The organism is Cupriavidus pauculus, from assembly GCF_008693385.1.
Lineage (GTDB): Bacteria > Pseudomonadota > Gammaproteobacteria > Burkholderiales > Burkholderiaceae > Cupriavidus > Cupriavidus pauculus_D.
Map to the genome: position 1 here is coordinate 65,614 of NZ_CP044065.1, position 22,419 is coordinate 88,032.

Sequence of the window (22,419 nt, forward strand, 5' to 3'; positions counted from 1 at the left end):
ATGCGAGGCTCTTATACAGAGAGACAGCGGGTACGGAGCCGGCCCGCTTCGGTCCCCGTCACATTCACGTGCGGCTCCACCGATCGGAAGATGCGCAGATGACAAGTCCTCAGCAGTCCCCGTCCCAAGACGACCTGAAACAACAGCAGCGTGAGGCGCTGCGCAAGGCCGCACTCGAATATCACGAGTTTCCGACGCCGGGCAAGATTTCCGTTACCCCCACCAAGCCGCTTTCGAACCAGCGCGACCTGGCGCTGGCCTATTCGCCGGGCGTCGCCGCCGCGTGCGAGGAAATCGTTGCCGATCCGGCCAACTCCTTCCGCTACACCGCGCGTGGCAACCTCGTGGCCGTGATCACCAACGGTACCGCCGTGCTGGGTCTCGGCGACATCGGTGCCGCGGCATCGAAGCCCGTGATGGAAGGCAAGGGCGGCCTGTTCAAGAAGTTCGCCGGCATCGACGTGTTCGATATCGAGATCGACGAGAAGGATCCGGAAAAGCTCGTCGATATCATCGCCTCGCTCGAACCGACGTTCGGCGGTATCAACCTCGAGGACATCAAGGCCCCCGAGTGCTTCTACGTCGAGCGCAAGCTGCGCGAGCGGATGAAGATTCCCGTCTTCCACGACGACCAGCACGGTACCGCGATCGTGGTCGGTGCGGCCGTGATCAACGGCCTCAAGGTCGTGGGCAAGGATATCTCCAAGGTGAAGCTGGTGGCCTCGGGCGCCGGTGCGGCCGCGCTGGCCTGCCTGGACCTGCTCGTGGACATGGGCATGAAGCTCGAGAACATCTGGGTCACCGATATCGCCGGCGTCGTGTACGAGGGCCGTACCGAGCTGATGGATCCGGAGAAGTCCCGCTTCGCGCAGAAGACCGACAAGCGCAAGCTGGCCGAAGTCATCGATGGCGCCGACATCTTCCTGGGCCTGTCCGCCGCGGGCGTGCTCAAGCCCGAGATGGTCAAGGGCATGGCCGAGAACCCGCTCGTGCTGGCCCTCGCCAACCCGAATCCGGAAATCATGCCGGAGCTCTGCAAGGAAGTCCGTCCCGACGCGATCATCGCCACGGGCCGTACCGACTACCCGAACCAGGTCAACAACGTTCTCTGCTTCCCGTTCATCTTCCGCGGCGCGCTCGATTGCGGCGCCACGACGATCACGCGTGAAATGGAGATTGCCGCCGCCAACGCGGTCGCCGAGCTCGCGCGCCAGGAGCAGAGCGATGTCGTGGCCTCGGCCTACGGCATCCAGGACCTGTCGTTCGGCCCCGAATACCTGATTCCGAAGCCGTTCGACCCGCGCCTGATCGTCACGATCGCGCCGGCCGTGGCCGAGGCTGCCGCCAAGGGCGGCGTGGCCGCGCGTCCCATCGAGGACATGGACGCCTACAAGCTGCAGCTGCAGCAGTTCGTGTACCACTCGGGCACGCTGATGAAGCCGATCTACGCGGCCGCGCGCAAGGTGGAGATGGAGCGCAAGCGCATCGTCTTCGCCGAGGGCGAGGAAGAACGCGTGCTGCGCGCGGTGCAGGTCATCGTCGACGAGAAGCTGGCCAACCCGATCCTGATCGGCCGTCCGGCCGTGCTGACGCACCGCATCGAACGCTTCGGCCTGCGCCTGCGCATGGGCGTCGATTTCACGGTGGTGAACCCCGAGCACGACGAACGTTTCCGCGACTACTCGGAGACGTACTACAAGATGATGGCGCGCGAGGGCATCACGCCGCAGTACGCCAAGCTGGAAATGCGCCGCCGTACCACGCTGATCGGCGCGATGCTGATCAAGAAGGGCGAGGCCGACGGCATGATCTGCGGCACCGTGAGCAACACGGCCGCGCATCTGCGTTACATCGACCAGGTCCTGGGCGGCACGCACTGCGTGTACGCGGCGATGAACGGCCTGGTCCTGCCGGGCCGCCAGATCTTCCTCGTGGACACGCACGTCAATATCGATCCGACGCCGAACCAGCTGGCCGAGATCACGATCATGGCGGCCGAGGAGCTCAAGCGCTTCGGCATCGAGCCGAAGGTCGCGCTGCTGTCGCATTCGAACTTCGGTTCGTCGGATTCGCCGTCGGCGATCAAGATGCGCGACACGCTCAAGATCCTGCGCGATCGCGCGCCGGATCTCGAGGTCGATGGCGAAATGCACGGCGACAGCGCGCTCGACCAGAAGCTGCGCGATTCGCTGGTGCCGGATGGCGCGCTGAGCGGCGAGGCCAATCTGCTCGTCTGCCCGAACATCGACGCGGCGAATATCTCGTACAACCTGCTGAAGGTTGCCGCGGGGAACAACGTGGCGATCGGTCCCATCCTCCTGGGTGTGAACGGTCCGGTACATATCCTGACCCCGTCCGCCACGGTGCGCCGCATCGTCAACATGACGTCCCTCGTGGTCGTCGACGCGGCCGCCAAGCGCTAAGCACGCCTTTCAGCACAGCCGTATGAAAAAGCCGGGTCCGCCCGGCTTTTTCATTGTGTAATGGTTGCAATGTAAGTGTGTGCACACATATCAATAACATATTGAAACAATTGAAGAATTCCGGCGGCCACCCCTGCGGGGATTGATTAATCCGCGCCGGACGCGTAACCTTACGCCTTTGAATACTGGCGGAGTCCCCACGATGGCGAGAAGGCTGGCCCACGCATTGTCAGGGTTGGTGCTACGCGCTTCGTTGGCGGCTTCGCTGGCCGCTTCGGTGACCTTCGGCGCCGCGTTCTCGCTGGCGCCGCTGGACGCCATGGCCAGGCAGGCGCAGTCGGATGTGGCGGCGGGCATGGCGGGAACCATCGCCGTGCAGCAGTTGCCCAACGAGGCGCAGCGTACGCTGGAACGTATTCAATCCGGCGGACCGTTCCCGTATGACAAGGATGGATCGCGGTTCGGCAATTACGAACGCATCCTGCCCCAGCAATCGCGCGGGTATTACCGCGAGTACACCGTCAAGACGAATAGCCGGAACCGGGGAGCAAAGCGCATCGTATGCGGTGGTGATCAACGCGCCGCCAACGATTGCTATTACACGGAAGACCACTACAACAGCTTCAAACGGATAACCAAATGACGACTGACATTTTCGGATTGGGCGACGCCCTTGCCGCCCGCGACGAGCGCGGCGCCGGAGATGGCTGGCATCGGGCCCAGCATCAGGCCCAGAACCTCTACGACAATGTGCTGATGATGCCCCGACAAGAGCTCACGCACGGACTACCGCCCGCATGCGCGCCGATCGTGGTGCCCGGGTCCGAAGACGGCACCAACGAGGGAGCCATGAACCTGTTCAAGACGGTGCGCCCGAACATCGTCCAGTCGATCCGCGCGTTCCGCGTGCCCGAGCTGGCCCAGGCGGCCGCTGCCCTCAACCAGCATTTCCTCTACGCGAACTGCGCGAACTGCCAGAGCAAGGCGGAGATCCTGGAGACGATCGCTACCGAGTTCCTGTTCCCGAAGCATTTCGGCAAGAATTTCGACGCGCTGTCGGACTGCCTGACCGACATGATCCACAAGGCCGGCCCGCAGCCGGGCTTCGTGATCGTGCTGGAAGGCCTGCCGATCGCGCAGAAGTTCGACAAGGAAGCGCGCGAGGTCCTGCTCGACGTGTTCCGCGACGCCGCCGAGTTCTGGGGCGAGCGCAAGGTGCAGTTCCGCGTCTTCTACTCGTTTGCGTGATGACGCTGCACGCTACCGATTACGCCGCCGATGCAAAAACGCCCGCCTGAAGCGGGCGTTTTGCTTTGCGGCGACGGCCGCTCAGGCGTCCGGTACGCGGCCGTCGGGCGTCAGCCGGTCGATCAGCTCCGGTAGCCCGGCGCTGAGGCTGGCCGCCACATCCTCGTGCGACATTCCCGTGGTTTCGGCGAGCGATTGCAGCGCGCCGCTGCCGCCGAGCGCATTCGACAGCTCCGACGGGCTGATCGCCTCGTTGCTGCCGGTCCCGATCCACGAATCCACCTGATGGCCCAGTCCGGCCTGCGCGAGCACGTCGCGCAGCGCGCCGATGCCGCCCGCGGCGGCCCCCATGGCCTGCGCGCTGCCGGCCGCCTCGCCCTGGCCGCCCAGCAGGCCGCCCAGCAGCGAGCCGAGGTCGAGTCCGCCGGGCGCGGGTGCGCTGCCGCCGCCGAGCATGCCGCCAAACACACCACCCAATGCGCCGCCCAGTCCACCACCCAATCCACCACCAGGAGCGCCCGCCGTCGCGCCGTCCTTGTTGCGCATGGCCAGCATCGCCAGCAATCCCAGCGCCATCATGATCTTCGGGTCGAGCCCGCCGGCGCCCTGATTGCCTTGCGCGTCGCCCTGATGGCCGCCTAATTGGCCCAGCACGCCACCGAGTACGCTATCGAGTAGTCCCATGATCGACTCCTTGCAGGTGAGTAACGGAGAGGCCGTCAAAATCCGCCGAGCACGGCGTTCAGCGTCGCCAGGCAGGCCAGCCCGGCGGTTTCGGTGCGCAGGATGCGCGGTCCCAGTGACACCGCGGTGAAGCCCGCGCGCAGTGCCATGTCTTCTTCCTCGGGCGCCAGCCCGCCTTCCGGGCCGATCAGCAGCGTCACGCCGCCGGCCAGCCAGGCCTCGCGCTCCGCCGCCGCGAGCGCCGGCAGCGACGCGGTGGCGCGCGGCGATACCAGCAGCCGCGCGTGCGGCGAGGGCGAGGGCGAGGGCGGGGCCGCAAGCCATGCCTCCACGGTAGCTACCGGCGCGAGCGCCGGCAAGCGATTGCGGCCGCATTGCTCGCAGGCCGCGGCAATCAGCGCCTGCCAGTGCGCCTCGCGCTTTGCCGCGCGCTCGCCGTTCAGCCGTACCACCGAGCGGTGGGCCTGCAGCGGCTGGATCGCGGAGACGCCGAGTTCCACGGCTTTCTCGATCAGCCAGTCCATCTTGTCGCCGCCGGCCAGGCCCTGCGCCAGCGTGACGCGGAACGGCAGTTCGGCTTCGGCGGTATCGTGCGCGCCGATCTGGACCACGGCGCGGCGCTTGCCGAGCTCGACCAGCGTGGCCGCGTGGCTGCCGCCGTGGCCGTCGAACAGGGTCACGGCGTCACCAGGCGCCAGACGCAGCACCTGCGCATGGCGGACGACGGTTTCGGGCAATTCCAGCATGGCGTCGGCGGCGAGGGCCGCTTCGACGTAAAAACGGGGAGGCATCAGGGGGTATCGCGGGGGTTGTCGGGTTGTGCGAGGTGTTTGCCGAAGCCCCAGCGGTAGCCGTCCGGGTCCTCGACCATGCAGTAGCGGTCGCCCCAGAACTGGTCCGCGGGCGGCATGACGCTGGTGGCGCCCGCGGCGATCGCGCGCGCGAACATCGCATCGACGTCCTCGCAGTACACGTAGAACGTCTGCGACGCTTCCACGCCGAGCGAGCGCGGCGTGCGCGCGGTGCTGCCCCAGGCGCCCTCGGGCGCGAACATCACCACGAGCTGGCCCTGGTAATGCATTTCCGCGTGCGTCGGCACGCCGTTCTCGTCGAGGACGTTGTGGGCCGTGAAGCCGAACGCGCGGCTGTAGAAATCGAGCGCGGCACGTCCGCTGGCGACCGTCAGGTAGGGGGTGAGCCAGGGCGTATTGGGCGGTCTGGTCATGATGGTCTCCGCGAAGGTCTCCTCAGTAGGGCAGGCACATGTTACGCGGGCGCGCCGCCGCTGTCGCGGCCCCCGGCGGGCCCGCGCGCGGATGACAACTCGGCACTTGGCGCCGCGCTATGCGCGCGAGCGTCCGGAAACCGCCCGGAACCGCTGGCGGGCGGTCTGGCGGAACGCCTCCTTCTGCTAAAATTGCGGTTTTCCCGCCGCCAGGTTTCCGCCCGCATGTCTGCCCTCGCACATCCCGCCACTAGTCCCTACGCTTCCCAGCCCGCCCAGCTGATGGCCAACGCAATCCGCGTGCTCGCCATGGATGCCGTGCAGCAGGCCAATTCCGGCCACCCCGGCATGCCGATGGGCATGGCAGACATCGCCGTGGCGCTCTGGAGCCGCCATCTGAAGCATAATCCGGCGAACCCGCACTGGGCCGACCGCGACCGCTTCGTGCTGTCCAACGGCCACGGCTCGATGCTGCTCTACGCACTGCTGCACCTGACCGGCTACGACCTGCCCGTCAGCGAGCTGAAGAACTTCCGCCAGCTGCACAGCAAGACCGCGGGCCACCCCGAATACGGCATCACCCCGGGCGTCGAGACGACGACCGGCCCGCTGGGCCAGGGCATCACGAACGCGGTCGGCATGGCACTGGCGGAACGCCTGCTTGCCGAAGAGTTCAACCGCCCCGGTTTCGACCTCGTCAACCACCACACCTACGTGTTCCTCGGCGACGGCTGCCTGATGGAAGGCATCAGCCACGAGGCCTGCTCGCTGGCCGGCACGCTGAAGCTGAACAAGCTCGTCGCGCTGTGGGATGACAACGGCATCTCGATCGACGGCGACGTCGTGCACTGGTTCGCCGACGATACCCCGAAGCGTTTCGAGTCCTACGGCTGGAACGTGATCCGCGCGGTCGATGGCCACGACGTGGCTGCCGTCGATGCGGCGATCGCGCAGGCCAAGGTCAGCGACAAGCCGACGCTGATCTGCTGCCGTACCGTGATCGGCAAGGGTTCGCCGAACAAGGCCGGCGGCCACGACGTCCACGGCGCCCCGCTGGGCGGCCAGGAAATCCTCGCCACGCGCGAGGCGCTGGGCTGGGCCCACGCGCCGTTCGAGCTGCCCGAAGACGTGTACACGGCGTGGGACGCCAAGGCGACCGGCAGCGCGCTGGAAAAGGCCTGGAACGCGCTGTTCGACGCCTACGCCGAAGTGCATCCGTACGAAGCCGGCGAATTCAGCCGCCGCATGCGCGGTGAGCTGCCGCAGGGCTTCGACGCCGCGGTGGACGCCTTTATCGCCAAGTGCGAAGAAAAGGCCGAGACCATCGCCACGCGCAAGGCCAGCCAGAACACGATCGAGGCCTTCGGCCCCGTGCTGCCCGAGTTCCTGGGCGGCTCCGCCGACCTGACCGGCTCGAACCTGACCAACTGGTCGGGCAGCAAGGCCGTGCGCGCCGACGCATGGGGCAACCATATCAACTACGGCGTTCGCGAATTCGGCATGAGCGCGATCATGAACGGCGTGGCGCTGCACGGCGGCTACATTCCCTATGGCGGCACGTTCCTGACGTTCTCGGACTACAGCCGCAACGCGCTGCGCATGGCGTCGCTGATGAAGATCCGCACGCTGTTCGTGTTCACGCACGACTCGATCGGCCTCGGTGAAGACGGTCCGACCCACCAGTCGGTGGAGCACGTGGCCAGCCTGCGCCTGATTCCGAACATGGATGTCTGGCGTACGGCCGACACCACCGAGACGGCCGTGGCCTGGGCCCAGTCGATCCGCCGCGAGGACGGTCCGAGCTGCCTGATCTTCAGCCGCCAGAATCTGCCGTTCCAGAAGCGTGACGATGCCACGCGCGCCAATATCGCGCGCGGCGGCTACGTGCTCCGCGACGGCAAGAACCCGCGTACAAAGCGTCCCGACGCCGTGATCCTGGCCACCGGCTCGGAAGTCGGCCTCGCGGTCGGCGCGGCCGACCAGCTCGCGATCGACGGCATCCACGTGCGCGTGGTCTCGGTGCCCGCCACGACGGTGTTCGACAAGCAGGACGCCGCCTACAAGGCGAGCGTGCTGCCGGCCGGCGTGCCGCGCGTCGCCGTGGAAGCGGGCGTGACCGACTTCTGGTGGAAGTACCAGGTCCAGGCTGTGGTCGGTATCGACACCTTCGGCGAGTCGGCGCCTGCCGGCGTGCTGTTCAAGCATTTCGGGTTCACCGTGGAGAACGTCGCCGATACGGTGCGTGCCACGCTGGCCCAGTAAGCGCTTTTATCGATTCAACTGGAGATAGACATGACCATCAAGATCGGCATCAACGGCTTCGGCCGTATCGGACGCATGGTATTCCGCGCGGCCGTCGCCAACTTCAAGGACGTCGAAGTTGTCGGCATCAACGACCTGCTGGAGCCGGACTACCTCGCGTACATGCTGAAGTACGACTCGGTGCACGGCCGCTTCGACGGCGAGGTGTCGGTCGATGGCAACACGCTGGTCGTCAACGGCAAGAAGATCCGCCTGACCGCCGTGAAGGATCCGGCCGAGCTGAAGTGGGGCGAGATCGGTGCCGACGTGGTGGTCGAGTCGACCGGTATCTTCCTGACGAAGGAAGGCGCGCAGAAGCACATCGACGCGGGCGCGAAGAAGGTGATCATGTCGGCCCCGTCCAAGGACGACACCCCGATGTTCGTGTACGGCGTGAACCACGAAACGTATGCCGGCGAAGCGATCATCTCGAACGCCAGCTGCACGACGAACTGCCTGGCGCCGATCGCCAAGGTGCTGAACGACAAGTGGGGCATCAAGCGCGGCCTGATGACGACCGTGCACGCCACCACCGCCACGCAGAAGACCGTGGACGGCCCGTCGAACAAGGACTGGCGCGGTGGCCGCGGCATTCTCGAGAACATCATCCCGTCGTCGACGGGCGCGGCCAAGGCCGTGGGCAAGGTGATCCCGGTGCTGAACAAGAAGCTGACCGGCATGTCGTTCCGCGTGCCGACCTCGGACGTGTCGGTGGTCGACCTGACCGTCGAGCTCGAGAAGCCGGCCACGTACGAAGAAATCTGCGCCGAGATGAAGTCGCAGAGCGCCGGAGCGCTGAAGGGCGTGCTGGGTTACACGGAAGACAAGGTCGTCGCGACCGACTTCCGCGGCGACGCCCGTACGTCGATCTTCGACGCCGAAGCCGGCATCGCGCTGGACTCGACGTTTATCAAGGTCGTGAGCTGGTACGACAACGAATGGGGCTACTCGAACAAGGTGCTCGAGATGGCTCGCGTGGTGGCGAAGTAATCGTCGTCACCCGATAAGAAAGGCGCGGAATATTCCGCGCCTTTTTTTATTGCGATCCGCGCGGTGTCAGCGGTTGGGCATCGACGGCGGCGCCATCGACGATGAAATGGCCGCCCGCCACATGGTGAATGGTCCTGAGTTCGTCCTGTCCCTCGAAATGCCACCGGCCCGCGCTGAAGACACGCGTATCGGCATGGGCGGCGATCACCTCGCCGAGAAACAGGTCATAGGTCTGCTGAATCGCGGCCTCGGGCAGGAGCCGGCATTCGAGCCACGCCGCGCAGCCTTCCAATAGCGGCGCATCGATCACATCGCCCTGAAACGTCTGCAGCCCATAGGCAGCGAACTTGTCGGTCTGCTGGCTGGCGAGCGCCTGGCCCGAACTCGAGCCGAGCGCTTCGGTGATATCGACCTGCGCGACCGTGGGCACCTGCAGCGCAAAGGTCCCGCTGGCTTCCAGCAGCTGCCGCGTCCACGTGGACTTGTCGAGCACCACGGCGACCTTGGGAGGCGCGAAATCGAGCGGCATGGCCCAGGCCGCGGCCATGATATTGCGCTGCCCGCCGTGGGCCGCGCTAACGAGCACGGTCGGCCCGTGGTTGAGCAGCCGGTAGGCTTTGGCGAGTTCGACAGGGGCGCGGAAACTGGACATGGGGAAAACGGCTTACGCCGTAAGAAGTGTCGGCATTAGGGCATCTACTATAGCCACAAGGCAAAAACCGCGTCATAAAGTCAGACTTCGACATAATCTGTCGTGATCATGTCAAAGGCAGATCAAAAAGCCCGCCGCGAGAGTGCAAGAAATGCTGAATTTGCTTTCCGAGGCAGTTTTTTCCTCTTACACTAGAAGAATCTGTTGACATCTGATGTGCAGCCAGAGCAAATGGTGGGGCCATCGACGACGCGAATCTCGCGAATGAAATTTCGCAATTAATGTATCGAGCATGGACCGGGCCTGATCATGGTGAACGTTGATACCAAGCTGCTCGTTATCTTTACCGAGCTGCTAAGCAAAAGAAACGCCACTTATGTGGCGGAAAAAATGCACATGACCGCGCCGGCCGTGTCGCATTCGCTGGGCCGTCTGCGCGAGATCTTCGACGATCCGCTCTTTATCCGCGTGCCGCACGGGCTGACGCCGACGCCGCGCGCGCTCGAGCTCGGTCCCAAGATCCGCGACATGCTGGATCTCTGGTCCTCGATCAACGAGGGCGACGCCGACAATTTCGACCCGGCTGTGGCCACGGGCACCCTGAGCATCGGGTTTGCCGCCGAACTGGGCGACACGGTCTTCAACCGGTTTGTCCTGCGCATCAAGCAGATGGCCCCGGATCTCCATATCCGCCTCGTCGAATCCCATTCGTGGGAAGCCGACGTGGCATCGATGCGCGCGAATGAACTCGATGTCGCGTTCTCGCCGTTCCCGACCCGCCATCCCGAGATCGTCGAGGAGATGGTCACGTCGCTGAACCTGTGGGTCTGCGCGCGCAAGAATCATCCGCTGCTGAAGTCCGAATGCACGCTCGAGCAGTACCTCGATTGCAGCCATATCTTCATGGCCCATTCGGGGGGCGCGGGCCGTCCGGCGCCGGCGCTGATTCCGCTGGACTACGCGCTGCAGCAGCGCGGGCTGAAGCGCAATGCCACGCTGACCGTTCACTCGTGGCGCGCGCAGGCCGAACTCGCGGCCCAGACCGACATGATCTTCACGGTCAACGCGCTGACGAAGGACATGGCTTGCGAAACCTACGGCCTGAAGGCGTTCCCGTTGCCGGCCGAACTCAACACGATGCTGGGCCTGAACATGTTCTGGCACCGCAGCCGCAATACGCATCCGATGCTGGTGTGGGCGCGTGGCCTGTTCCGTCAGGTGGTGGGAGAGTTCGTAGGACTGCCCCAGGTATCGCGCGCGCAGCGTGCGGTGCTGGAGCAGGACATCCCGCAGGAGCCCTGAGCACGGGCATTTGCGGTGAAACCATAAAAAAACCGGCGCCTGGCGCCGGTTTTTCGTTGCATGGGCGTCCGGTCATGGCCGGCGCCACAGCTTATCTTTTGGGTTTGTGAGGGCACTCGTTCTTCGTGCAGTTGCCATAGAGCGACAACGCGTGTTCCTGCAGGGCAAAGCCACGCTCGCGCGCGATGCTTTGCTGGCGTTTCTCGATCTCGGAGTCGAAGAATTCTTCGACGCGGCCGCAATCGAGGCACACCAGGTGATCGTGATGCTTACCTTCGTTGAGTTCAAAAATGGCCTTGCCCGATTCGAAGTTGTTGCGCGACAGCAGGCCGGCTTGTTCAAACTGGGTGAGGACGCGATAGACCGTGGCGAGGCCGATGTCCATATGCTCGTTGAGCAGGATGCGGTAGACGTCTTCCGCGCTCAGATGGCGCTGTTCGCTGGTCTGGAAGATTTCAAGAATCTTCAGGCGGGGGACGGTCGCCTTGAGGCCTATATTTTTGAGGTCCGCCGGACTCGGCATGGGCGTGACTCCCTAGAGTACAATGTCTGGATAGCTGAATCATAAGGGTTTTGGCGACAAAAGTCGCCTCGGTGCCCAGACCGCCGCCGGTCATGGCGCGCCGTGCCGGGCCCGCCGCATCCGCCGCCTTCGACGCGGCGAAGCGACGCGCGCTCAGGTCACACGGCCCACCCCCTCCTTTTTTGAAGCTTTGAAGCGAGAGACATGCGTTCAAACCGTTCGACCGCCATGCGACCGACGCTGGTGACTTCCCTGCTGGCCGCCACGATGCTGGTGGGTGCCTGCTCGGCATATGACAGCACCTCGCGCAAGGTGGCCAACGCCATCACGCCGTACCGTATCAATATCGTGCAGGGCAACTTCGTGTCTCGCGAAGCCGCCTCGCAATTGCGGGAAGGCATGACGCGCGACCAGGTGCGCTTCCTGCTCGGTACGCCGCTGCTGACCGACGTGTTCCACGGAAACCGCTGGGATTACGTGTTCTCGTTCCGCCGCGGCAGCACGCCCGTGGTGCAGCAACGCCGCTATACCGTGTTCTTCCAGGACGACAAGCTCGTGAAGTTCGGCGGCGACGAACTGCCGTCGGAATACGAACTGATCGCGGAAATCGACGGTTTCAAGGCTGTGCAGAAGAACCAGACCGTGGGCAAGATCCTGACCGGCCGGAATACGGACGAACCGGTGGCGCCGAAGGTCGCGCCGGCGCCGTCGTCGGATGGATCGGCGCCCGCGCCCGCGCCCGCCACGGACGCATCGGCCCCTGCCGCCGCGCCGGCCGCGGCATCGCCGCAGACTTCCGAGGCACCGGCGGCCGCCGATACGGGCGTGGTCGTCAAGCCCGTCAACTAACGTCGCTCCGGCGCGCCGCCGCCGCCGCATCGCTGGAAGCCGGTCCGCACGGACCGGCTTTTGCATCCTCCACAGCCCCACTTACTGATACCGCCATGAATATCGCCATCGCAGGCGCTTCCGGCCGCATGGGCCGCATGCTGATCGAACATGTCCTCGACACCGAGGGCGCCACCCTTTCGGGGGCCCTCGATGTGCCGGGCTCGGCGGCGCTTGGACAGGATGCCGGCCTGCTGCTCGGCCGCCAGACCGGCGTGCTGTTGACGTCCGATATCGAAGCCGGCCTCAAGGGGGCCGACTGCCTGATCGACTTCACGCGCCCGGCGGGCACGCTCGCGCACCTCGAGGTGGCGCGCCGCCTCGGCGTGAAGATGGTGATCGGCACGACCGGTTTCGACGCCGCGGGCAAGGCTGCGCTGGCGGACGCCGCGAAGGAGATCGGCGTCGTGTTCGCCTCGAACATGAGCGTGGGCGTCAACGTCACGTTCAAGCTGCTCGAGGCCGCCGCGAAGCTGCTGTCCACGGGCTACGACATCGAGATCATCGAGGCCCATCACCGCCACAAGGTCGATGCGCCCTCGGGTACGGCGCTGAGCATGGGCGAGGTCATCGCCGACGCGCTGGGCCGCGATCTGTCGAAGTGCGCGGTGTACGCGCGCGAAGGCCACACCGGCGAGCGCGATCCGCAGTCGATCGGCTTCGCAACCGTGCGTGGCGGCGATATCGTCGGCGATCACACCGTGATGTTCGCGGGCATCGGCGAGCGCATCGAGATCAGCCACAAGTCGTCGAGCCGCCGTTCGTATGCCGATGGCGCGGTGCGCGCGGCGCGTTTCCTCGCGGACAAGCCGAACGGCCTGTACGACATGCAGGACGTGCTCGGCCTGAAATAAGCGTGGCGCGGGATGTCGGGCGCCAGCCCGGTCGCGCAAACGTATAATCGTTGCTTTCGCATCACCCCTGAATTCCGTCCCGATCATGCAAGACAAATACCTTCCGTCCGCCGTTGAACAAGCCGCCCAGCAGCACTGGCAGGCCACCGATGCCTATCGGGTGTCGGAACACGCGACGGGCCCCGACGGCAAGGCGCGCGACAAGTTCTACGCCTGCTCGATGCTGCCGTACCCGTCGGGCAAGCTGCATATGGGCCACGTGCGGAACTACACGATCAACGACGTGATGGCGCGCTACCTGCGCATGAACGGCCATAACGTGCTGATGCCGATGGGCTGGGACGCGTTCGGCATGCCCGCCGAGAACGCCGCGCTGAACAACGGCGTGGCGCCGGCCGCCTGGACCTACGACAACATCGCTTACATGAAGAAGCAGATGCAGTCGATGGGTCTCGCGATCGACTGGTCGCGCGAAGTGGCGACGTGCAGCCCGGACTACTACCGCTGGAACCAGTGGCTGTTCCTCAAGATGCTGGAGCGCGGCATTGCCTACCGCAAGACCGGCACCGTGAACTGGGACCCGGTGGACCAGACCGTGCTGGCGAACGAGCAGGTGATCGACGGCCGCGGCTGGCGGTCGGGCGCGGTGGTCGAGAAGCGCGAGATCCCGATGTACTACCTGCGCATCACCGACTATGCCGAGGAACTGCTCGGCGACCTCGATGGCCTGGGCTGGCCCGAGCGCGTCAAGGTGATGCAGCAGAACTGGATCGGCAAGAGCGTGGGCGTGCGCTTCGCGTTCCCGCACAAGATCGCGGGTGCGGACGGCCAGCCGATCCAGGACGGCAAGCTGTACGTGTTCACGACGCGTGCCGACACGATCATGGGCGTGACGTTCTGCGCGGTGGCCGCGGAACACCCGCTGGCCGCGCATGCGGCCGCGACCAATCCCGAGCTCGCCGCGTTCATCGAGGAATGCAAGATGGGCTCGGTCATGGAAGCCGATATGGCGACCATGGAGAAGAAGGGCATGCCCACCGGCCTCAAGGTCACGCATCCGCTGACTGGCGACGAGGTGGAAGTCTGGGTCGGCAACTACGTGCTGATGAGCTACGGCGACGGCGCCGTGATGGGCGTGCCCGCGCACGACGAGCGCGACTTCGCGTTCGCGCGCAAGTACGGCCTGCCGATCCGCCAGGTCGTGGACGTCAAGGGCCAGGCATACTCGACCGAAGCGTGGCAGGACTGGTACGGCGACAAGGAACACGGCACGCTGATCCATAGCGGCAAGTACGACGGCCTCGGGTATCAGGCCGCGGTGGAAGCGATTGCCGCCGATATCGCCGCGCTGGGCCTCGGCGAAAAGAAGACGACGTGGCGTCTGCGCGACTGGGGCATCTCGCGCCAGCGGTACTGGGGCACGCCGATTCCGCTCATCCATTGCGACAGCTGCGGCGTGGTGCCGGTGCCCGAAAAGGACCTGCCGGTCGTGCTGCCCGAGGACCTCGTGCCGGACGGCACGGGCAATCCGCTCGCGAAGGACCAGCGCTTCCTGGCCTGCACCTGCCCGTCGTGCGGCAAGCCCGCGCGCCGCGAGACCGACACGATGGATACGTTCATCGACTCGTGCTGGTACTACATGCGCTATACGTGCCCGGACGCGACGACGATGGTCGATGGCCGCAACGATTACTGGATGCCGATGGACCAGTACATCGGCGGTATCGAACACGCGATCCTGCACCTGCTGTACGCGCGCTTCTGGACCAAGGTCATGCGCGACCTCGGGCTGGTGAAGTTCGACGAGCCGTTCACGAACCTGCTCACGCAGGGCATGGTGCTCAACGAGACCTACTACCGCGAAGACGCGAGCGGCAAGAAGTTCTGGTACAACCCGGCCGACGTGGACGTGAAGCTGGACGACCGTGGCCGCCCCGTCGGCGCGACGCTCAAGGCCGACGGCCAGCCCGTGGTGATCGGCGGCGTGGAGAAGATGTCGAAGTCGAAGAACAACGGCATCGACCCGCAGGCGCTGATCGACCAGTACGGCGCCGATACCGCGCGTCTGTTCGTGATGTTTGCCGCGCCGCCCGAGCAGCAGCTGGAGTGGAGCGGTTCGGGCGTGGAGGGCGCATCGCGCTTCCTGCGCCGCGTGTGGGCCTACGGCCACGCCAATGGCGAGGCGATCGGCGCGGCGACGGGTGCCGCACCGGCGGCTGACGACGCCGCGCTGCGCCGCGAGATCCATACCGTGCTCAAGCAGGCCAACTACGACTACCAGCGCATCCAGTACAACACGGTCGTGTCCGCGACCATGAAGATGCTGAACGCGCTCGAGGGTGCCAAGGGCGCCTCGCCGGCCGCGCGCCGCGAAGGCTTCGGCATTCTGCTGCGCGTGCTGTACCCGGTGGTGCCGCACATCGCGCATGCGCTGTGGCAGGAGCTCGGCTATGCGCGCGAATCGGGCGAGCTGCTCGATGCCGCCTGGCCGCAGGTCGATGAAACCGCGCTCGTGCGCAGCGAGATCGAACTCGTGCTGCAGGTCAACGGCAAGGTGCGCGGCAGCCTGACGGTGCCGGCCGATGCCGACCGTGCCGCCATCGAGGCCATGGCCGCCGCGAGCGAGACCGTCGCCAAGTTTGCCGCGGGCGCCACGCCGAAGAAGATCGTGGTCGTGCCGGGCCGCCTCGTGAACGTGGTGCTGTAACGGCCATCGCCGATCATTGAAGGAATCCGCCAAGCCATGACCCGACCGAACCTGCGCCGCCGACTCGTTCTTGCCTCGACGCTCGCCACTGCGATGGCCGCCGGTCTGGCGGGTTGCGGCTTCCACATGCGCGGCACCGCCGACTTCGCGTTCAAGAAGCTGTACGTCGGCATTCCGCCCAATTCGCCGATGGGCGCCGACCTGCGCCGCACGATTCTCGGCGGCTCCGACACGATCATCGTGGAGGATCCGAAGCAGGCCGACGCGCTGCTCGACGTGCTGAGCGACACGCGCGGCCGCGCGATCCTGTCGATCACGACCGAAGGCGTGGTGCGCGAATACCGGCTGAGCCAGCGCTTCAGCTTCCGCGTGCGCGACCAGTCGGGCAAGGAACTGATTCCGCCCTCGACGATCCTGCTGACGCGCGATATCACGTACAACGAATCGGCCGTATTGGCGAAGGACTACGAAGAGCAGCAGCTTTATCGCGACATGCAGCGCGACATCGTGCAGCAGCTGATGCGCCGCCTCGCGGCGATCAAGTCGGCCTGACGGTTACGCGATGCAGCTTCGGCTCGACGGCCTCGATGGCCATCTGAAGCAGGCCCAGGCCAAGGGCCTCGCGCCGCTCTACGTCGTGCACGGCGACGAGCATCTGCTCGTGCTGGAGGCGGTGGACCGGCTGCGCCGTGCCGCGCGCGAGGCGGGCTATACCGAGCGCGACGTGCTCGTGGCCGAGCGCGGCTTTCACTGGAGCCAGCTCGTCGAGGCGCAGCAGTCGATGTCGCTGTTCGGCGACCGCAAGATCGTCGAGTTGCGGATTCCGTCGGGCAAGCCCGGCAAGGATGGCGGCGAGGCGTTACGCGCGGTGGCCGCGCAGCCGTCGCCGGATGTGCTGATGCTGGTCACGCTGCCGCGGGTCGATTTCGCGACGTCGAAGTCCGCATGGTTCCAGGCGCTCGAGGGCGCCGGGGTGTCGATCAAGGTCGATACCGTCGATCGCACGCGCCTGCCGGCCTGGGTCGGCGAGCGGCTGGCATTGCAGCAGCAGCGCGTGGAGGGCGGCGAGCCCGGACGCCGCGCGCTGCAGTTCATCGCGGACAAGGTGGAAGGCAACCTGCTTGCCGCGCATCAGGAAATCCAGAAGCTCGGGCTGCTGTATCCGCCGGGCGAGCTCAAGTTCGATCAGGTGCACGACGCGGTGCTCAACGTGGCCCGCTACGACGTGTTCAAGTTGTCCGAGGCGATGCTCGCCGGCGACGTGCCGCGGCTCGTGCGCATGCTCGAGGGGCTGCGCGGCGAGGGCGAGGCGACGGTGCTGGTGCTCTGGGCGCTGACCGAGGAAATTCGCGTATTATCCAAGGTCCGGCAAGGGCTGGCGGCCGGCAAGCCGGCGCCGGTGCTGATGCGCGAGCTGCGCGTCTGGGGCCCGCGCGAACGGCTGGTGCCGCAGGCGGCCCAGCGGCTGTCGATGCCACAGCTCGAAGCCGCGCTGGCGCTGGCCGCGAGGCTCGACCGGCAGGTCAAGGGTTTGCCGGACCTGCCGCCGGGCGCGGCGGCGAGCCTGCCCGCGGAGCCATGGGACGGCCTGCAGCAGCTTGCGCTGTCGATTGCGCGCTAGCCGCTAGCGACGATCGGCACCTCCGTTCCCCACAAGACTGCACGACCGCCGGGACAGGACCCGGCCACGATCATGACCGAGTTCGATCTCAACCAATACATGGACCGCGTGGGCCAGCAGGCCCGGGCCGCATCGCGCGCGATGGCGCGTGCCTCCACAGCCGACAAGAACCGCGCGCTGCTGACCATCGCGGCGGCGATCCGGCGCGACGCCGACAAGCTCAAGGCGGTCAACGCGCGCGACGTCGAGCGTGCGCGCGCCAACGGGCAGGATGCCGCGTTCGTCGATCGGCTCACGCTGTCGGACAAGGCCATTGCCACCATGGCGGCGGGCCTCGAGCAGATTGCCGCGCTGGCCGACCCGATCGGCGAGATCTCGAACATGAAATTCCGCCCGACCGGTATCCAGGTCGGCCAGATGCGCGTGCCGCTCGGCGTGATCGGCATCATCTACGAATCGCGGCCCAACGTGACCATCGACGCGGCGGCGCTGTGCCTGAAGTCCGGCAATGCGACGATCCTGCGCGGCGGTTCGGAAGCCATTGAATCGAACACCGCGCTGGCCGCGCTGGTCGCCGAAGGCCTGTCGGCCGCGGGGCTGCCCGCCGAAGCGGTGCAGGTGATCGAGACCACCGACCGTGCGGCCGTGGGCCGGCTCATCACGATGACCGGGTACGTGGACGTGATCGTCCCGCGCGGCGGCAAGAGCCTGATCGCGCGGCTCATGGAAGAAGCGCGTGTGCCGATGATCAAGCATCTGGACGGCATCTGCCACGTCTACGTCGATGACGACGCCGATGTGGAGAAGGCCGTGCGCGTGTGCGACAACGCCAAGACCCAGCGCTACGCGCCGTGCAACACGATGGAAACGCTGCTGGTCGCGCGCGGCATCGCCGCGACCGTGCTGCCGCCGCTGTGCCGGATCTATCAGGACAAGGGCGTGGAGTTGCGCGTCTGCGCGGACACGCGCGCCACGCTCGAGGCGGCGGGTTTCACGGGCCTCGTCGATGCGACCGAGGACGACTGGCGCCTCGAGTATCTGGCGCCCGTGCTCGCGATTCGCACCGTGGACGGCCTCGACGCGGCCATCGCCCATATCAATACGTACGGCTCCGCGCACACGGACTCGATCGTCACCGAGAATTACAGCACCGGCATGCGCTTCCTCCGCGAGGTGGATTCGGCGAGCGTGATGATCAACGCCTCGACGCGCTTTGCCGACGGCTTCGAATACGGCCTGGGCGCCGAGATCGGTATCTCGAACGACAAGCTGCATGCGCGCGGCCCGGTGGGTCTGGAGGGACTGACGTCGCTCAAGTACGTGGTGTTCGGCCACGGCGAAATCCGGAGCTGACCGCATGCTCTGGATCAAGTCGTTCCATATTCTGTTCGTCATCTCCTGGTTCGCGGGGCTGTTCTACCTGCCGCGGATCTTCGTCAATCTGGCGATGGAGACCGATGCGGCCGCCACGCAGCGGCTGCTGCTGATGGCGCGCAAGCTGTTCCGCTTCATGACGATACTGGCGGTGCCGGCCGTGGTGTTCGGGCTGTGGCTGTTCCTCGGCTACGGCATCGGGCGCGGGGCGGGCCAGGGGTGGATGCACGCGAAGCTGGCGCTGGTGCTGGTGCTGATCGGCTACCACCATGGCTGCGGCGTGCTGCTGCGGAAGTTCGAAGCGGGCCGCAACACGCGATCCCACAAGTTTTATCGCTGGTTCAACGAATTGCCGGTACTCGTGCTGCTGGCGATCGTGATTCTGGTCGTGGTCAAGCCGTTCTGAACTGAGGACATGATGAGCAAGCAGGTCGAGTATTTCATGGCACCGCAGTCCCCGTTCGTCTATCTGGGGCATGCGCGCTTCGCCGAAATTGCCGCGCGCCACAAGGCGCAGGTCGTGCTCAAGCCGTTCGATCTCGGCAAGCTGTTCTCGGTGTCGGGCGGCCTGCCGCTCGCCCAGCGGCCTCCGCAGCGCCAGGCGTATCGCCTCGTCGAGCTCGAGCGCTGGGCCGAATTCCTCGGCATGCCCGTCAATCTGCATCCGACGTTTTTCCCGGTGTCCGGCGATCCGGCCGCGAAGATCATCATCGCGGCGCAGCTGGCCCACGGCACCACGCGCGCGCTTGCGCTCGCCGGCGCCTACTGCCGCGCGGTATGGGCCGAGCAGCGCAATATCGCCGATCCGGCCACGCTGACGCAGATCGCCGACGAGAACGAGTTCGATGGCGCAAACCTGCTGAAGGCCAGCGAGGCGCAGGCCGTGCAGGCCGCTTACGCGCAGAATACCCAGGACGCGATCTCGGCGGGCGCGTTTGGCGCCCCCTGGTTCGTGCTGGACGGTCAGCCCTACTGGGGCCAGGACCGCCTTGAATTTCTCGACCGCGCGCTGGCCGCCGGTTGAGGTCGTTTTTGTTTTGAGTCGCACATGTCCCTGAACGAACGGTCGCAGACCGAAAGCTTCTTCGCTCCCTGCCCGCGCGGTCTGGAAGCCGCGCTCGCCGAGGAGTTGCGCGAGATCGCGCAGCTGCCGGCCGTGGCCGCCACGGCGCCGTTCGCGGTGCACAAGGAAATGCCCGGCGGCGTGCCGTTCTCGGGGCCTCTGGCCGCGGCCTATGCGGTGAACCTCCATTCGCGCATTGCCAGCCGGGTGCTGCTGCGCGTGGCGCAGAAGCGCTATCGCCACGAGGACGACGTGTACGCGCTGGCGCGCGCGCAGCGGTGGGAGAACTGGTTCTCGCCCGACGAGACGCTGCGCGTCGATATCACCGCGCACAAGTCGCCGCTGCAAAGCCTGAATTTCGTCGGCCTGCGGGTCAAGGACGGCATCTGCGACGGCATGCGGGACCGGCTGGGTGCGCGGCCGAGCGTCGATACCGCGAGCCCCGACGTGCGCGTCTACGCGCATCTGACCGAGTTCGACTGCACGATCTACCTCGATACCACGGGCGAGCCGCTGTTCAAGCGCGGCTGGCGCATGGAGAAGGGCGAGGCGCCGCTCAAGGAGAACCTCGCCGCCGGTATCCTGCGGCTTGCCGGCTGGGTGCCGGGACAGACCGCGCGCCCGTTCTACGATCCGATGTGCGGCAGCGGCACGTTCCTCGTCGAGGCCGCGCAGGTGGCACTCGGCGTGGCGCCGGGCGCGGGCCGGACATTCGCATTCGAATGGCTCAAGGGCGCGGACACGCGCGCGTGGCAGGCGCTGCGCGCCGATGCCCAGCACGCGCGGGAAGCGGCACAGCGCATGGATCCGGCCACGCTGCGCGTGGTGGGCTCGGACATCTCCACGGGCATGCTCGGCATGGCGCAGGCCAACTGGGAGCGCGCGGGGCTGCCCGGCGAGGCGCAACTGAAGCAAGTGGACGCACGCTTCGTGCAGCCGCCTTTCGCGGAGCCGGGGATGCTGCTGATGAACCCGCCTTACGGCGAGCGGATCGCGGTGCGCGGCGAGCGGCGCCAGCCCATTGACGAGCCGCCGCGCGACGAGGCCGAAGAGGCCGCCGCGAACCAGTTCGCGAGTGCTTTCGCCACGACGCTGAAGCAGTCGTTCGCGGGATGGCAGGCGTGGGTGTTCACGGGCGATATGACGATGCCCAAGCGCATGCGGCTGAAGGAATCGCGCCGCACGCCGCTGTTCAACGGCAATATCGAATGCCGGCTGTTCCGGTTCGATATGGTGCGGGGCGGCAATCGCGCCGCCACCGAGGACAAGCCGGCGCAGGGCTGAGCGCGGACACCGCGGGCCGTCAGGCCTTGCGGTGCGTCAGCGCTTCCGGGTTGCGCGCGAATTCGGCGAGGAAGCTCTGCAGGCTGACCACGGGCTCCTGGAGCAGATGGCGCGGCAGGTCGAACAGCGCGTAGAAATATTCCTCCCGGCCCTCGCAGCGTTCGGCGGGCAGGCAGTACTGCTCCCAGTCCACACAGGCGGGCGTGTACATGCCGTTGCCGGGCCAGAAGAACGGCACGATGCGGCCTTCGCGCAGGCCCTCGATCAGCGCGGCCGGCGCTTCATACGCTTCCGCGGATTCGACCTGGTTCATCAGGCCCGCACGCGTCTCGATGACCATCAGCGTGGCATGGCCCTGCGCGGTCAGCAGCAGGATGCCCACCGGATTCGGATACAGGTAGTACTCGACGAAGTTGTAGCGGGCCACGGTCTGCCTCACGCGCTCGGCCATGACCGGATCGGACAGGAACGAGTACGAATGGCGTGTGAGCAGGTCACGCAGCGTGCGCGACAGCGTGGCGAAGTACTGCTGCTGCAGCGCTTCGATTTCCTGATCGAGCCGCGCGACCATGTTCGGGTCGTGCTTCTTGACGTAGCGGTCGATCAGCCCGTTGTTGAACCCCTGGATCGCGATGCTTTCGTCGGCCGTGCCCGTCAGCAGGATGGTCTTGCACGGCAAATCCGACAAGGCCTGGCAGAACTCGAGTCCGTCCATCTGCGGCATGGAGTAATCGACGACGATCACGCCGGGCTGCAGAAAGCGGTGGACGTCGTGGATCTGCCGATGGATCCGATCGACGTCTAGCTGCACGGTGCGACGCTCGCTAAGGAACGTCAGGTCGTCGTGCGTGACGCGCACGGGCAGGAAGCCCGGGTAGCGCGTGTCGTACGACTCGCGGATCCAGGCCAGCGCCTCGCGCGGATCGGTAAAGCTGACCACCGCACGCGATGCATCCATCTGGAAGGCCAGACTGTCGATAAACGACTTGCTGTCGTCTACGAGCACGGTCAGGACTGGGTGATGGAAGACCGACAGGTTTCTGTCGTGCGGGTTGAAAGTCATGGTGCGATAGGTTCGGCAAGCGTTTCGGCAAGCGTTTCGGCAAACGGCCGTGGCTGACGGCGGAAGGGCTGGAGCGAAGGCCAGTATAGCGCGCCAGCAAGTCCGTGCAACCCGCACACATGAAAGCAAGCGACCGGCGTTGTCAGCCGGCCGCATGAGTTCGATAACGTTGATTTCAGGTCTTCACGGCACTTTATTCTGAAGCGCCGGAACGCAC

At 66.0% G+C, this 22,419-nt stretch carries 21 protein-coding genes; 15 read left to right on the forward strand and 6 right to left on the reverse strand.

The features are described 5' to 3' along the window. The first annotated feature begins 98 nt into the window (after nt 1-98). The 3 genes from FOB72_RS00330 to FOB72_RS00340 all read left to right on the forward strand — a co-directional run bounded on the left by FOB72_RS00330 (nt 99) and on the right by FOB72_RS00340 (nt 3,671). Nucleotides 99-2,423: an NADP-dependent malic enzyme gene (locus FOB72_RS00330; RefSeq protein ID WP_150370713.1), complete on the forward strand. Its 2,325-nt coding sequence runs from the start codon at nt 99-101 to the stop codon at nt 2,421-2,423. Between the two features lie 202 nt (nt 2,424-2,625). After that, entirely contained in the window at nt 2,626-3,066 is a 441-nt protein-coding gene (locus FOB72_RS00335) for a ribonuclease (protein ID WP_191002166.1), read from the forward strand. Then, on the forward strand, nt 3,063-3,671 hold the full coding sequence (locus FOB72_RS00340) for a barstar family protein (protein ID WP_150370714.1): 609 nt from the start codon (nt 3,063-3,065) through the stop codon (nt 3,669-3,671). The genes FOB72_RS00335 and FOB72_RS00340 overlap by 4 nt, the downstream gene beginning before the upstream one ends. Nucleotides 3,672-3,752: 81 nt before the next feature. On the opposite strand, the gene FOB72_RS00345 is transcribed toward FOB72_RS00340, so the two are convergent. From FOB72_RS00345 to FOB72_RS00355, 3 genes are read right to left on the reverse strand one after another with little or no spacing between them, the layout of a single operon-like run. Further along, entirely contained in the window at nt 3,753-4,355 is a 603-nt protein-coding gene (locus FOB72_RS00345; protein ID WP_150370715.1) for a YidB family protein, read from the reverse strand. Nucleotides 4,356-4,390: 35 nt separating this feature from the next. Then, nucleotides 4,391-5,146, reverse strand: coding sequence for a 16S rRNA (uracil(1498)-N(3))-methyltransferase (locus tag FOB72_RS00350; RefSeq protein ID WP_150370716.1), 756 nt, complete (start codon nt 5,144-5,146; stop codon nt 4,391-4,393). Then, entirely contained in the window at nt 5,146-5,580 is a 435-nt protein-coding gene (locus FOB72_RS00355; protein WP_150370717.1) for a VOC family protein, read from the reverse strand. Before FOB72_RS00355 ends, FOB72_RS00350 begins: the two co-directional genes overlap by 1 nt. 225 nt (nt 5,581-5,805) lie before the next feature. Here FOB72_RS00355 and tkt point away from each other — a divergent pair, with 225 nt between their 5' ends. Both tkt and gap read left to right on the forward strand, forming a co-directional pair. Further along, nucleotides 5,806-7,842 carry a transketolase gene (gene tkt, locus FOB72_RS00360; protein ID WP_191002167.1) on the forward strand — a complete coding sequence of 679 codons (2,037 nt, stop codon included), beginning with the start codon at nt 5,806-5,808 and terminating at the stop codon, nt 7,840-7,842. A 30-nt stretch (nt 7,843-7,872) separates the two neighbouring features. Further along, nucleotides 7,873-8,871, forward strand: coding sequence for a type I glyceraldehyde-3-phosphate dehydrogenase (gap, locus tag FOB72_RS00365; protein ID WP_150370718.1), 999 nt, complete (start codon nt 7,873-7,875; stop codon nt 8,869-8,871). Nucleotides 8,872-8,917: 46 nt separating this feature from the next. Here gap and FOB72_RS00370 read toward each other — a convergent pair whose 3' ends face one another. Next, entirely contained in the window at nt 8,918-9,523 is a 606-nt protein-coding gene (locus FOB72_RS00370; RefSeq protein ID WP_150370719.1) for a flavin reductase family protein, read from the reverse strand. Nucleotides 9,524-9,832: 309 nt separating this feature from the next. Between FOB72_RS00370 and FOB72_RS00375 the strand changes: the two genes are divergently transcribed. Next, complete coding sequence (locus FOB72_RS00375; RefSeq protein WP_150370720.1) at nt 9,833-10,825, forward strand: LysR family transcriptional regulator; 993 nt, start codon at nt 9,833-9,835, stop codon at nt 10,823-10,825. Nucleotides 10,826-10,916: 91 nt separating this feature from the next. On the opposite strand, the gene fur is transcribed toward FOB72_RS00375, so the two are convergent. Then, nucleotides 10,917-11,348 carry a ferric iron uptake transcriptional regulator gene (fur, locus tag FOB72_RS00380; protein ID WP_150370721.1) on the reverse strand — a complete coding sequence of 144 codons (432 nt, stop codon included), beginning with the start codon at nt 11,346-11,348 and terminating at the stop codon, nt 10,917-10,919. A 204-nt stretch (nt 11,349-11,552) separates the two neighbouring features. Here fur and FOB72_RS00385 point away from each other — a divergent pair, with 204 nt between their 5' ends. From FOB72_RS00385 to FOB72_RS00425, 9 genes are all read left to right on the forward strand, one after another. Then, nucleotides 11,553-12,197 (forward strand): outer membrane protein assembly factor BamE, encoded by a 645-nt coding sequence (locus tag FOB72_RS00385; RefSeq protein WP_150370722.1) that lies wholly within the window; start codon nt 11,553-11,555, stop codon nt 12,195-12,197. A 95-nt stretch (nt 12,198-12,292) separates the two neighbouring features. Continuing rightward, nucleotides 12,293-13,090, forward strand: coding sequence for a 4-hydroxy-tetrahydrodipicolinate reductase (dapB, locus tag FOB72_RS00390; RefSeq protein WP_150370723.1), 798 nt, complete (start codon nt 12,293-12,295; stop codon nt 13,088-13,090). 85 nt (nt 13,091-13,175) lie between these two features. Beyond that, nucleotides 13,176-15,797 carry a leucine--tRNA ligase gene (gene leuS / locus FOB72_RS00395; protein WP_150370724.1) on the forward strand — a complete coding sequence of 874 codons (2,622 nt, stop codon included), beginning with the start codon at nt 13,176-13,178 and terminating at the stop codon, nt 15,795-15,797. A gap of 36 nt (nt 15,798-15,833) precedes the next feature. Further along, nucleotides 15,834-16,349, forward strand: a complete 516-nt coding sequence (gene lptE / locus FOB72_RS00400; RefSeq protein ID WP_150370725.1) for an LPS assembly lipoprotein LptE — start codon at nt 15,834-15,836, stop codon at nt 16,347-16,349. Between the two features lie 10 nt (nt 16,350-16,359). Beyond that, nucleotides 16,360-17,418, forward strand: a complete 1,059-nt coding sequence (gene holA, locus FOB72_RS00405; protein ID WP_150370726.1) for a DNA polymerase III subunit delta — start codon at nt 16,360-16,362, stop codon at nt 17,416-17,418. A 72-nt stretch (nt 17,419-17,490) separates the two neighbouring features. After that, the gene (locus FOB72_RS00410; protein ID WP_150370727.1) at nt 17,491-18,771 is read left to right on the forward strand and encodes a glutamate-5-semialdehyde dehydrogenase; all 1,281 of its coding nucleotides are present in this window, start codon (nt 17,491-17,493) and stop codon (nt 18,769-18,771) included. A gap of 4 nt (nt 18,772-18,775) precedes the next feature. Then, nucleotides 18,776-19,198: a CopD family protein gene (locus tag FOB72_RS00415; protein WP_150370728.1), complete on the forward strand. Its 423-nt coding sequence runs from the start codon at nt 18,776-18,778 to the stop codon at nt 19,196-19,198. A 12-nt stretch (nt 19,199-19,210) separates the two neighbouring features. Next, nucleotides 19,211-19,816 (forward strand): 2-hydroxychromene-2-carboxylate isomerase, encoded by a 606-nt coding sequence (locus FOB72_RS00420; RefSeq protein WP_150373683.1) that lies wholly within the window; start codon nt 19,211-19,213, stop codon nt 19,814-19,816. A gap of 24 nt (nt 19,817-19,840) precedes the next feature. Further along, nucleotides 19,841-21,139: a class I SAM-dependent RNA methyltransferase gene (locus FOB72_RS00425; RefSeq protein ID WP_150370729.1), complete on the forward strand. Its 1,299-nt coding sequence runs from the start codon at nt 19,841-19,843 to the stop codon at nt 21,137-21,139. A 19-nt stretch (nt 21,140-21,158) separates the two neighbouring features. On the opposite strand, the gene FOB72_RS00430 is transcribed toward FOB72_RS00425, so the two are convergent. Beyond that, nucleotides 21,159-22,202 carry a two-component system response regulator gene (locus FOB72_RS00430; protein ID WP_150370730.1) on the reverse strand — a complete coding sequence of 348 codons (1,044 nt, stop codon included), beginning with the start codon at nt 22,200-22,202 and terminating at the stop codon, nt 21,159-21,161. Between the last annotated feature and the right edge of the window lie 217 nt (nt 22,203-22,419).

Excerpts from the sequence above, each read along its gene's own strand:
- FOB72_RS00330 (WP_150370713.1), top strand. The coding sequence starts at position 99 with ATGACAAGTCCTCAGCAGTCCCCGTCCCAAGACGACCTGAAACAACAG.
- FOB72_RS00335 (WP_191002166.1), top strand. The coding sequence starts at position 2,626 with ATGGCGAGAAGGCTGGCCCACGCATTGTCAGGGTTGGTGCTACGCGCT.
- FOB72_RS00340 (WP_150370714.1), top strand. The coding sequence starts at position 3,063 with ATGACGACTGACATTTTCGGATTGGGCGACGCCCTTGCCGCCCGCGAC.
- FOB72_RS00345 (WP_150370715.1), bottom strand. The coding sequence starts at position 4,355 with ATGGGACTACTCGATAGCGTACTCGGTGGCGTGCTGGGCCAATTAGGC.
- FOB72_RS00350 (WP_150370716.1), bottom strand. The coding sequence starts at position 5,146 with ATGCCTCCCCGTTTTTACGTCGAAGCGGCCCTCGCCGCCGACGCCATG.
- FOB72_RS00355 (WP_150370717.1), bottom strand. The coding sequence starts at position 5,580 with ATGACCAGACCGCCCAATACGCCCTGGCTCACCCCCTACCTGACGGTC.
- tkt (WP_191002167.1), top strand. The coding sequence starts at position 5,806 with ATGTCTGCCCTCGCACATCCCGCCACTAGTCCCTACGCTTCCCAGCCC.
- gap (WP_150370718.1), top strand. The coding sequence starts at position 7,873 with ATGACCATCAAGATCGGCATCAACGGCTTCGGCCGTATCGGACGCATG.
- FOB72_RS00370 (WP_150370719.1), bottom strand. The coding sequence starts at position 9,523 with ATGTCCAGTTTCCGCGCCCCTGTCGAACTCGCCAAAGCCTACCGGCTG.
- FOB72_RS00375 (WP_150370720.1), top strand. The coding sequence starts at position 9,833 with ATGGTGAACGTTGATACCAAGCTGCTCGTTATCTTTACCGAGCTGCTA.
- fur (WP_150370721.1), bottom strand. The coding sequence starts at position 11,348 with ATGCCGAGTCCGGCGGACCTCAAAAATATAGGCCTCAAGGCGACCGTC.
- FOB72_RS00385 (WP_150370722.1), top strand. The coding sequence starts at position 11,553 with ATGCGTTCAAACCGTTCGACCGCCATGCGACCGACGCTGGTGACTTCC.
- dapB (WP_150370723.1), top strand. The coding sequence starts at position 12,293 with ATGAATATCGCCATCGCAGGCGCTTCCGGCCGCATGGGCCGCATGCTG.
- leuS (WP_150370724.1), top strand. The coding sequence starts at position 13,176 with ATGCAAGACAAATACCTTCCGTCCGCCGTTGAACAAGCCGCCCAGCAG.
- lptE (WP_150370725.1), top strand. The coding sequence starts at position 15,834 with ATGACCCGACCGAACCTGCGCCGCCGACTCGTTCTTGCCTCGACGCTC.
- holA (WP_150370726.1), top strand. The coding sequence starts at position 16,360 with ATGCAGCTTCGGCTCGACGGCCTCGATGGCCATCTGAAGCAGGCCCAG.
- FOB72_RS00410 (WP_150370727.1), top strand. The coding sequence starts at position 17,491 with ATGACCGAGTTCGATCTCAACCAATACATGGACCGCGTGGGCCAGCAG.
- FOB72_RS00415 (WP_150370728.1), top strand. The coding sequence starts at position 18,776 with ATGCTCTGGATCAAGTCGTTCCATATTCTGTTCGTCATCTCCTGGTTC.
- FOB72_RS00420 (WP_150373683.1), top strand. The coding sequence starts at position 19,211 with ATGAGCAAGCAGGTCGAGTATTTCATGGCACCGCAGTCCCCGTTCGTC.
- FOB72_RS00425 (WP_150370729.1), top strand. The coding sequence starts at position 19,841 with ATGTCCCTGAACGAACGGTCGCAGACCGAAAGCTTCTTCGCTCCCTGC.
- FOB72_RS00430 (WP_150370730.1), bottom strand. The coding sequence starts at position 22,202 with ATGACTTTCAACCCGCACGACAGAAACCTGTCGGTCTTCCATCACCCA.